Source organism: Pseudomonas sp. HMSC067G02 (assembly GCF_001813485.1).
In the GTDB taxonomy this organism is placed as follows: domain Bacteria; phylum Pseudomonadota; class Gammaproteobacteria; order Pseudomonadales; family Pseudomonadaceae; genus Pseudomonas; species Pseudomonas aeruginosa.
Genome location: NZ_KV812640.1, coordinates 97,151 through 107,389 on the forward strand (window position 1 = coordinate 97,151; position 10,239 = coordinate 107,389).

Here is a 10,239-nt window from a genome sequence, read left to right on the forward strand (position 1 = left end):
GGATGAGCCACGATACGCTGCGGGTAAGGCTGCTCGCGTTCCTCTTCCTGATTCCCCTGGCGCTCTACGCCTGGTCCGCCGTGCAGGCCTTCCGGGTCGACTCGACCCTGCGCGACGAACAGTTCATGCGCGACTGGAGCGCCTCGGCGCGCAACGACCCGGACGCCGCCGACGCCATTCCCCGTCACCTGTTCCGTCCGGCCTATGGCGTCGAAGGTCATCTTCACCAGTTCGCCGAAGACGCCGAGGCCATCCGCCGCGACCATCCTTGGCTGGCTCTGCGCGGCTGGCTGGCCGCTATCGGCAAGCTCTGCGCGCTGGCGTCGGCGCTGGTCGCGGCCGCCTTGCTGGCGAGACTGGAATACGACGGGCGCCGCTCGATGCGCTCGCAAGCCTACCTGCTCGGCCACCTCGCGCCGGCCTGGCGGCGCCTCGGTCGACTGGTCCCGCTGCACGCCGGCCTGCTGGTCGCCGCCCTGGCCAGCCAGTTGCTCTACGAAGCGCTGTGGAGCTACAGCCACTGGCACAGCCACGGTTTCGTCGCCCTGCTCTTCTCGCTGCCGCTGTGGCTGCTGTTCCTCGGCGGCCTGCTCATGCTGCGGCGCCTGCGCGGAGAACTGCTGCCGCTGGAGGAACCGGTGCTCCACCTGCTCGGCCGCGAACTCGACCGGGTCGCCGCGCCCGGCCTCTGGCAATGGCTGGGACAGATCGCCGACCGCGCCGGAGCGCCGCTACCGGACCATGTCGTCACCGGCATCGAGCACTGCTACTTCGTCACCCAGGCCAAGGTCCTGCTGGCACCCCGCGGCATTCCGCTGGAGGGGCGTACCCTGTACATCCCGCTGACCTATGCCACGGTCATGAGCGAGGCCGAAAGCGCCGCGATCATCGGCCACGAACTGGGCCACTTCGCCGCCGGCGACACCGCCCACGGCGCCTCCCTGTCGCTCCTGCAGCGGCAGGTGCGCCTGCGCATCGAACGCATCGCTGCACCCGAGGATGGGCGTGTCGGCCTGCTCGGCAAGCCGGGCCTGTGGGCCGCGCTGTACTTCCTCGAACGCTTCGAGCGCGCCTACCTGCACTGGAATCGCCGCCAGGAACTGGCCGCCGACAAGGTCGGGGCGCGGGTAGCCGGCGCGCGGGTCTTCGCCATCGCGCTGCTACGCACCTGCGCCCTGGCAGGACTGATCGAACGCCTGCTGGCCAGCCCGCAGACGCGCAACCTGGTGCATGCGCTGACCGACCATCTGCGCGGGAACTCCCTGGAACTGGACGAACAGGACAGCGCGCGCCGCCTGGAACACCCCTTCGACAGTCACCCGCCGACCTACCAGCGGATCGCGGACCTTTCCCTGGCGCTCGACGACGACCTGCTGCGGCAGGCAAGGCGCATCGTCAGCGGCGACGACACGCAGTGGCTCAACCGCCTGCTCGATGCAGGCCACGGGGAAAGCCGATGATCCCGCCGGGCGCGCAAGCACCCTGCCCCGCCGGGGCAAGGGACGACGAAGCCACGCGGTTGCGGCGCTTCGTCGCCAGCGTTCCCAACCGGATAAGCATCGGCGCCGCCCGTGGCGCGGCGCCGCTGTCCGCCCTGCTCGGCCTGCTGCTGCTCGGCGGCGCCTGGACCTTGCGCGACCACCCCGGTCCCGGCCATGAGGCGGCGGCGCTGTGCCTGCTGGCGGCGGCCGCCCTCCTCATGTGTCTGGCCTGCCTGCAGCGCAACGCCAGGAACGCGCCGTTCCTCGTCCTCGGCCAAGGGCGCCTGCGCGCCCGCAGCCTGTCGGCGCCGCTGGACCTGCTGGAGGTCGCCGACCTGCGCCTGGAGGACGGGGTCTGGTTCTCCGCGATAGTCCTCGAACTGCACGGCAAGGCGCTACCGGCGCCATCCACGCGCCCGCTCGACCCGTTCGCCGCGCGTGCCGTCAGCGAATGCCGGGACGGCCCACGGGTTCGCCTGCTGTCCCCCGGCTGGCGCCTCAACGGTCGCAACCTGTCGCTACTGGAAGCCGCGGAGGTCATCGACCTCTACCTGGACATCGCCCGCGCCCAGGCCCGGCTCCGCCAACTGGGCGAGATCCCGCCCAGTGCTTCCTCTTCACTCCCAACTCCAAGGATATTTCCATGAGCAACCAGGAACCCCGGGACCTCGTCTCCAACCTCGCCGAAACCCTCGGTGCCGAACACGAAGAGCTGAACCAGGCGAAGACCGCCGAGGTCATCGCCCACCTGGAGCGGGTGATCGCCAACGTACCCCCGGCCACCGAGTTCACCAATACCCGCAAGTACGTGGTGCTGGGTCCGCTGCTGAGCATCGTGCCCTTCATCATGACCGGCATGTGGTTCTCCCAGGGCAAGCCGGGGGTCGGCGTCGTCGGCTTGCTGCTCGGCCTGTTCGGGCTGTTCCTCGGCTACCAGCATCGCAACTCCGGCAAGACCCCCTTCATGCGCCTGACCCGTACCCAGCTCTGGGCCGACAGCCTGTCGGCTCCGGTCGAGCTGGCCGACGTCATCGATTTCAGCGTCAAGGCCGACATGCTGCAAACCACCCAGACCCTCCACCTGCGGCCCGAAACGCCGCTGCCGACCCATCGCGCCGTACGCCAGGTGTTCGCCTCCCAGGCCATGGCTTTCAAAGGCAAGGACCCGCGCATCACCATCATGTCGGCCGGCCTGCAGAGCGATGGCAAGAAGCTGGACTGCGACGACATGGCGGCGATCCTCGACGCCTACATCCAGGCCGCCCACGCCCAGCGCTACCTGCAACAACTGCGCAGCCAGAGCTGAGTGAAGGGCACGGTCCATCCGCGAAGGCTGCTGCTTTGCCTGGTGCTGGTTCCAGCGCTGCTGGCGGGGCTCGGCGCCTGGCAGTCCTGGCGCGCCGAGCAGCAGGCCGAGCGACTGGGCGCCGCGCAGCAGTGGGTCGAGCGCGCGCTCGCCGAAGCGCGGGCGCTGCCGCCGAGGGCCAGCGTCCGGGTGGACGACCGGGCCTATGTGCGCGACCTGGCCCTGGCGCGGCTCGACGAGCAACTCGCCGACACACGAAGCGCACAGCGCCTGAATCGCTTCGCCGCCGTCCTCGCCGATAGCGGAGCCTGCCTGGCGGCGCTGGTCGCCGTATTGGGAGCCGTCTCCCTGGCCGGCATCGCCGGCGCCGCACGCAGCGCACTGCGCTCGCGTCGCTGCCTGCTCCTGTGGTTCGAGCTGGGCCGACGCCTGCTGCCCTGCCTGCTCCTCGCCCAGATCGGCCTGCTCGCCCTGGCCCTGGCCTGTGCCGGAACGTTCGAGATCCTCGGGCTGTGGCGGGTCGGCCAGGTTCCGGTCAGCGAAGGACGCACTCAACTGAGCGTGGCGCTGATCCTTCTCGGCCTGCTGGCGTCGGCGTGGCAAATGCTGGCGAAGATCAGCCGCTTGCGCCTGCGCCCGGCGCCGGCCCTGGATGTCATCGGCCGCCGGCTGGGCGAAGAGGATGCACCGGAACTCTGGACGCTGCTGCGCGAGCTGGCGGCGCGCCTCGATACGCCAGCCCCGCAGCACCTGTTGGTGGGCCTCTGCGACGGCTTCTACGTGACCGCCAACCGCGTCTGCCTGCAACCTTCCGGCGAGCATCTGGAAGGACGCAGCCTATACCTCTCGCTACCGTTGCTGGGCCTGCTGGACCGCGCCGAACTGAGTGCAGTGATCGCTCACGAACTGGCCCACTTCGCCGGCCGCGACGCCCATTACAGCCTGCGCTTCCTGCCGATCTACCAGGGCGCCGCGAGCCAACTGGCCGCCATCGAGGAGCAGGAAGCCAACGTCTTCGAACGTGCGGCACTGGAACCGGCGCGACTGTTGGCCGGGTACTTCCTCGAACGTTTCGGCCTCGCCGTGAACCACTGGAGCCGCCTGCGCGAATTCGCCGCCGACCGCCGCGCCGCACAACTGGCCGGTGCGCCGGCGATGGCCTCGGCCCTGCTGCGCAGCGCGGCGGCCGGCGCGCCGATACGGGCGTTCCTCGAACACTGCCTGCTCGCTCCGGCGCGCGCGCCGGACAACCTGGTGGACGCCATCCACGTCTACCTGGGCCAGTCCGGCCTGGAAGCACCGGACCCCGGGGCGGAGGGACTCCAGGTCCATCCGCAGGATACCCACCCTCCGCTGGGTATGCGCTGCAAGGCGCTGGGAGAGAGCTTCGAACGCACCTGGGCCGGGACCGCCGGCCGGGCCGTTCCGACACGACCGCCGAGCCAGGCGCTTAGCGTCTGGTTCGGCGCCCCCCTGGCGTTGAGCCGAGCGCTCAGCGCCGACCTGCTCGGCAAGACCTGTGAGAATCCCCATGCAAGAAACTGACGAAACCCTCGACGAACTGCCGCCGCTGGAAGCCCGCTGCGAGATCCGCGAGGTCTCGCGGGGCACCGCCTGCGTTGCCCTGCTCGCTGGCCTGGTGGCTGGCGCCACCGGTCTCTGGCTCGCTTCGCTGCCCCACGCCTGGCGCCTGGCCAGTGGCCAATGGCTGTTCTGGCTGCCAGCCGCGCTGCTGCTGGGCGGCGGCCTGTACGCCTGCCTGGCGGGCGTGTTCCTCTACCGGCGCCACGGCCAGGTCGCGCTCACCCTGACGCCGGAGAGCATCGCCTTCGCCAACGCGCCGCAGGTGCCGATGTACACCTTCCAGTCGCTGGAGATCGAGCGCGGGCGCTGGTTGGAACTCACCTTCGCGACCACCTTCGATTGCACGGCACCGCGCTTCGACAGCCATGCCCGTTTCGACCCGCGGGCTTTCGCCCGCCCCGAAGCCCGTGCGGTGGCCGGCGGCAAGCGGGTCAAGCTGGCGCTATGCGGCGCCGCGCTGGACGGCCAGGAAATGGAGCAGGAGTCGCTCGCACGACTGATCTACCGGTACATCCTCGCCGGCCATCGCCAGCGCGCCCTGCAACATCATCGCGCGCCCGGGAGCGACGGCAGCGGGGCCTGAAGCGAGCAACGCTCAGGCTGCGCGCTGGCGCTGCCAGTCCACCGCGGCTTTCAGACGCACCACCACCTTGCGCACGAAGAGCGGGTCGTCCGCCACGCAGAGTTCCGCGCTGACCCACTCCGGCCAGCCGGCCCCCTGGCGTTCGCGGGCACCCAGCAGGCGCTCGACTTCGTCGCGCACGGCGCGCTCCAGGCGTTCGCTGGCACGATTGCGGGACAGGTGGAGGCGCAGGCAGGCCTGTTTCTCGCGCTCCAGGGCGCGGCGTCGGGACAGCGGCAGTTCGGCAAGGTTGTGGCTCATGATCGGTGCTCCTTGTCGCGCAGGCAGGCGAATTCCGATTACTGTACATCTATACAGTAATCGGAATTGACGACGCTGACAAGGGCTGGCCGGGTAGCGCGAACAAGCGCATCCGGCACTTCAGAACTGGTATTCGACCCCGGCTCCCGCGTACCAGGACAGCCCGGGGGCCGCTTCGTAGTAACGCCGGTTGCCGTCGCCGACGATGACCGAGCCGACGTACTGGCGGTCGAACAGGTTGTCCAGGCGCACCAGCTGGTGGAAGGTCCAGGCCCCCAGGCGCTGTTCGAAGCGGGTGCGCCAGTTGAATACCGCATAGCTCGGCGCGGCCTTTTCGCTGTTGCTGTCCTCGACGTAGACCTGGCTGCGGTACATGCCTTCCCAGCCCATGCTGATGCCCTCCACGGGCTTCCATACCAGTTCGCCGAACAGGCTGCTTTCCGGCACGCCCGGCAGGTGCTTGCCCTTGCCGATGGTCTTGCCGCCGGCCTCGAAATCCGAATCGTAGGTGGCGGATAGCCGGGTATAGGCCAGGTTGGCGTTCCAGTGCTCGCTCAGTTCGCTCTCCACGCCCAGTTCGAAGCCGCGGCGCAGGGTCTTGCCGGCGTTCTGGTAGCTGGTGCGACCGCCGAGGGAGCTGGCGACGACGATCTCGTCCTCGGTGCGGATCTGGAAGATCGCCGCGTTGACCCGCGTATTGCCCCACAGGCGCGCCTTCAGCCCGGCTTCGTACTGGCTGCTGGTGGCCGGCTTGAGGCCGAAGTTGAAGACGTCCGGCGCGTTCGCCGCCACCGGCGCATAGGCCATCTCCGCCTGGGTCGGGGTCTCGAAGCCCTTGCCGGCGCTGAGGTAGCCGTGCAGGTCGGGGGTGAAGGCGTACATCACCGAGAACGATGGGGTGTTCTTCCGGTAGCGCCGCGAGCCGCTGGCATCGCCGTTGCTCAGGTAGCGGTCGTCGACCTCCATCTTCATGGTGCTGTGGCGCACCCCGGCCTGCAGGGTCCAGGCGTCGATGGCCCAGCTCGCCTGCAGGTAGGGATCGAGGCTGGTGGCGGTGTCCACCTCGTCGCGGCGCAACTCGCCCTTCACGCCGAGCTGGTCGCCGTTGAAGTTCTGGTAGCCGCGGCGGTCGTCGCGGCTCTGGTCGTAGTCGAGGCCGACGGTCAGGTTCAGCTCGCCCGGCGCCTGGCGTACCGGTTGCAGCCAGCGCACGGTGCCACCGTGGAAGTCGCGGTCGAAGTCGATCACCGCGCCATTCCTCTGGCAACGCGGATTACTCTCGCATCCTATCTGCTTGGGTATCGCCTGATACTGCACGACACTGCGCTTGCCCACGTAGGCGTTGACCTGCAAGGTCGCCTCGCCGAAGTAGCGCTCGTAGTTCATCCCGGCCTGCTGGTGGTCGATGCTCTTACGCGTGTCGTACAGCTCGGCGTTGGCGGTGACGGAGCGCGGGTCGTGCTTGTAGGCGTCCCAGGTCTGCCCCAGCGGATCTTCAGTGTCGTTCTGCTCCAGGCTGCTGTAGATCAGCGCCAGGCGGCTGTCGGCGTCGGGCCTGAAGTTGAGCTTGGCGAAGGTCTGGTCGCGGCGCGCGGCGCTGTGGTCGCGGTAGCCGTCGGTGTCCATCCGCGAAGCATCCACCAGGAAACCGACCCCGTCGCCCTCGCCTTCCGTGTACAGGTGGTTGCGGCTCAGGCCATCGCTGCCGACGGTGGTTTCCGCGCCGACCCGCGGGGCGCCCTGGCCGTCGCGGGAGAACATCTGGATCACCCCGCCGGCGTTGCTGCCGTAGATCGTCGAGGCCGGCCCGCGCAGTACCTCGATGCGCTCGGCGACGTCGAGGTTGAGGGTCGCGGCCTGGCCCTGGCCATCCGGCGTGCTGGCCGGGATGCCGTCGGCGAGCAGCTTCAGCCCGCGGATACCGAAGGCCGAGCGGGCGCCGTAGCCGCGCGAGGAGATTTGCAGGTCCTGGGCGTAGTTCTGGCGGTTCTGCACCACCAGGCCGGGTACCCGCGGCAGGACTTCCGAGAGGTTGATGCCGAGCTGGCCGTCGGCGATCTGCCGGCGCTCGATGCTATCCACCGAGAACGGCAGGTCGAAGGTATCGCTGGGGTTGTAGCTGCCGGTCACCACCATGGGTTCGAGGCTGCGTCGCTCCTCGCCCTGGACGGCGCAGGCGATGGCCAGGCCGCAGAGCGCGAGGGAGCCGGGCAACAGGTGGGAGACGAAGCTGGGACGGGGTCGGGACGGCATGCAGGGTTCCGCGGGTCGCAAGGTATCGAAGGGGCTTTGCCAAGGGCGGGAACGCGCCTCCCCTTGGCAAAGCCCCTTCCGGGCCGAAGCCCGGAAGGCCGGGAGCCGGCTGTGGGCTCCCGGTGGGCGGGTCATTGCCTGGGCAGGGCGTAGGCGATGATGTAGTCGCCCATGCGGGTGCCGAAGGAGCCGTGTCCGCCAGCGACGATCAGCACGTACTGGCGACCGTCCTTGCCGGTGTAGCTCATCGGCGTGGCCTGGCCGCCGGCCGGCAGGCGCGCCTGCCAGAGCTGCTTGCCGTCCTTCACGTCGTAGGCGCGCAGGTACTGGTCGAGCGTACCGCTGAGGAAGGCCACGCCGCCGGCGGTGGTGATCGAGCCGCCCATGCTCGGTACGCCGACGGTGAGGCCGATCGGCACCGGGGTGTTGTCGCGGCTGGTGCCGTTCTTGTGCTGCCAGACGACCTTGGCGGTGGTCAGGTCGATACCCGCCACGTCACCCCAGGACGGCGCCTGGCACGGCAGGCCGATGGGCGACATGAACGGATGCATGATCACCGCGTAGGGCGCGCCGGTGTTCGGCTGCACGCCGCTGGTCTCGCCCTCGCGCTTGCTTCCGCTGGGCACCTTGTCGCGCGGCACCATCTGCGAGACGAAGGCCATGTAGTTGGGGCTGGTGAAGAGGATCTGGCGCACCGGGTCGACCGACACCCCGCCCCAGTTGAACACCCCGACGTTGCCCGGATAGATCAGGCTGCCCTGCTCCGACGGCGGGGTGTACTGGCCCTCGTAGCGCAGCGAGCGGAACTGGATGCGGCAGAGCATCTGGTCGAACGGGCTGCTGCCCCACATGTCGCGCTCGGTCAGCGGCGGGCGCAGCAGGTTGAGGTCGGAACGCGCCTGGGTCGGCGCGGTATGATCGCCCTCCACCGCGCCCTGCGGCGCCGGCACTTCGCGGATCGGCACGATCGGCGTGCCGTCGCGGCGGTCCAGCACGTACAGGCTGCCCTGCTTGGTCGGCGCGATCAGCGCCGGCTTGACGCCATCGGCGGTCTTCAGGTCGAGCAGGGTCGGCTGGCTGCCGACGTCCATGTCCCACAGGTCGTGGTGGGTGAACTGGTAGTTCCAGCGCAGCTTGCCGGTGTTCAGGTCGAGGGCCACCAGGCCGGCGCTGAACTTCTCGGCGCCGGGGGTGCGGTTGCCGCCCCACTGGTCGGGCATCTGGTTGCCCAGCGGCAGGTAGACCTGGCGGAGCTTCTCGTCGACGCTGGCCAGCGACCACATGTTCGGCGAGTTGCGGGTATAGAACTTGCCGGGAGCCAGGGGCTCGGTCTCGTCCGGGTTGCCGCTGTCCCAGTTCCACACCAGCTTGCCGTCGTGCACGTCGAAGGCGCGGATCACCCCGGACGGCTCGTTGGTCGACTCGTTGTCGGTGACGTGGCCGCCGATGATCACCAGATTGCGGGTGACCGCCGCCGGCGAGGTGGAGTAGTAGCCGCCCGGGGTGAACGGACCGATGCCGGCCGTCAGGTCGACCGCGCCCTTGACCCCGAAGTCCTCGCAGACCTTGCCGTTGTCGGCGTTGATCGCGATCAGGCGGGCGTCGGCGGTGGGCAGGAACAGGCGCCGCGGACAACTGGCGGCGACCGCCTTGCCGGCCTCGGAGAGCGCGGCCGGCGGCGCGCCGACGTCGCTCCTGGCGTACTGCTCTTCGTCGTAGTAGGAGACGCCACGGCAAGTCATGTGGGCGAAGCCCTTGAAGCCTACCGGGCTCTGGATCTGCGGGTCGAAGCGCCAGATTTCCGCGCCGGTGTCCGGGTCGAGGGCCAGCACCTTGCTGTGCGCGGTGCAGGCGTAGAGCATGCCGTTGACCTTCAGCGGGGTGTTCTCGTTGGTCAGTTCGAGCGGATCGTCGGCGGTCGGCAGGTCGCCGGTACGGATGCGCCAGGCTTCCTCGAGCTGGCCGACGTTGGCCGGGGTGATCTGCTTCAACGGCGAGTAGCGGTCGCCGAACTCGGTGCGGCCGTAGGCCTGCCAGTCGCCGTCCGGCATCGCCGGGGCGGTGCTGGTCATGCCGCTGTCGCGGTCGATGCGGCCGACGATCTGCCCCGGATTGGTGAACTGGCTGCCCACCGCGGCGGCGCCGGCCAGGACCACCGCCACGCCCAGCGCCGCGGTGCCCAGCGGCGCCGGACCATCGGCCAGCAGCGGGCGGCGGAACCAGGGTAGCCAGAGCAGCAGGCCGAAGACGAACCACAGAGCCAGGCGCGGCACCAGTTGCCACCAGTCCAGGCCGACTTCCCACAGCGCCCAGACGGTGCTGGCGAACAGCACCAGAGCGTACAGGCCTAGCGCCGCACGCTTGCCCAGCAGCAGCAATAGCCCGCTCAGGGCCAGGCCTATGCCGGCCAGCAGGTAGTACAGCGAGCCGCCCAGGCTCGCCAGCTTGATGCCGCCGGCCAGCAGCGCCAGGCCGGACAGCAGGATCAACAGGCCGAGCAGGCTCGGCAGCAGGCGCGATCGACTGTGGTTACCTTCGCTCATCGTCCGGTACTCCCTTCGGGGTTGATGACAGGCATTGCTTACTCTCCTATTACGTTCTGCACGCCGGGCTGTTCAGCCCGCCGCGCCGCGTTGGGCGGCGCTGAAGAAATGGCCGCTGGCCATGACCGAATCGCGGTTGTCCGAAGCAACAGCCTAGAACACCGTCTGGATCTTGATCCCCGCCACCAG

The 10,239-nt window shown here is 69.3% G+C and carries 8 protein-coding genes; 5 read left to right on the plus strand and 3 right to left on the minus strand.

Annotation, left to right across the window (positions count from 1 at the left end):
- Nucleotides 1-2 precede the first annotated feature (2 nt).
- The 5 genes from HMPREF2914_RS07705 to HMPREF2914_RS07725 are packed head-to-tail and all read left to right on the plus strand — an operon-like array spanning nucleotide 3 to nucleotide 4,954.
- Nucleotides 3-1,460: a M48 family metalloprotease gene (locus HMPREF2914_RS07705; protein WP_023091790.1), complete on the plus strand. Its 1,458-nt coding sequence runs from the start codon at nucleotides 3-5 to the stop codon at nucleotides 1,458-1,460.
- Nucleotides 1,457-2,128 (plus strand): hypothetical protein, encoded by a 672-nt coding sequence (locus tag HMPREF2914_RS07710; RefSeq protein ID WP_003131780.1) that lies wholly within the window; start codon nucleotides 1,457-1,459, stop codon nucleotides 2,126-2,128. The genes HMPREF2914_RS07705 and HMPREF2914_RS07710 overlap by 4 nt, the downstream gene beginning before the upstream one ends.
- On the plus strand, nucleotides 2,125-2,787 hold the full coding sequence (locus HMPREF2914_RS07715) for a hypothetical protein (RefSeq protein WP_023091789.1): 663 nt from the start codon (nucleotides 2,125-2,127) through the stop codon (nucleotides 2,785-2,787). The genes HMPREF2914_RS07710 and HMPREF2914_RS07715 overlap by 4 nt, the downstream gene beginning before the upstream one ends.
- Nucleotides 2,788-4,332, plus strand: coding sequence for a M48 family metallopeptidase (locus tag HMPREF2914_RS07720; protein ID WP_023091788.1), 1,545 nt, complete (start codon nucleotides 2,788-2,790; stop codon nucleotides 4,330-4,332).
- Nucleotides 4,319-4,954, plus strand: a complete 636-nt coding sequence (locus HMPREF2914_RS07725) for a hypothetical protein (RefSeq protein ID WP_023091787.1) — start codon at nucleotides 4,319-4,321, stop codon at nucleotides 4,952-4,954. The genes HMPREF2914_RS07720 and HMPREF2914_RS07725 overlap by 14 nt, the downstream gene beginning before the upstream one ends.
- Before the next feature lie 12 nt (nucleotides 4,955-4,966).
- Here the strand turns inward: HMPREF2914_RS07725 and HMPREF2914_RS07730 are convergent, their stop codons facing one another.
- The 3 genes from HMPREF2914_RS07730 to HMPREF2914_RS07740 all read right to left on the minus strand — a co-directional run bounded on the left by HMPREF2914_RS07730 (nucleotide 4,967) and on the right by HMPREF2914_RS07740 (nucleotide 10,050).
- Complete coding sequence (locus HMPREF2914_RS07730; protein ID WP_023091786.1) at nucleotides 4,967-5,254, minus strand: hypothetical protein; 288 nt, start codon at nucleotides 5,252-5,254, stop codon at nucleotides 4,967-4,969.
- A 120-nt stretch (nucleotides 5,255-5,374) separates the two neighbouring features.
- On the minus strand, nucleotides 5,375-7,507 hold the full coding sequence (locus tag HMPREF2914_RS07735) for a TonB-dependent receptor family protein (RefSeq protein ID WP_019485745.1): 2,133 nt from the start codon (nucleotides 7,505-7,507) through the stop codon (nucleotides 5,375-5,377).
- A 131-nt stretch (nucleotides 7,508-7,638) separates the two neighbouring features.
- Nucleotides 7,639-10,050: a glucose/quinate/shikimate family membrane-bound PQQ-dependent dehydrogenase gene (locus tag HMPREF2914_RS07740; RefSeq protein WP_023091785.1), complete on the minus strand. Its 2,412-nt coding sequence runs from the start codon at nucleotides 10,048-10,050 to the stop codon at nucleotides 7,639-7,641.
- Nucleotides 10,051-10,239: the final 189 nt, after the last annotated feature.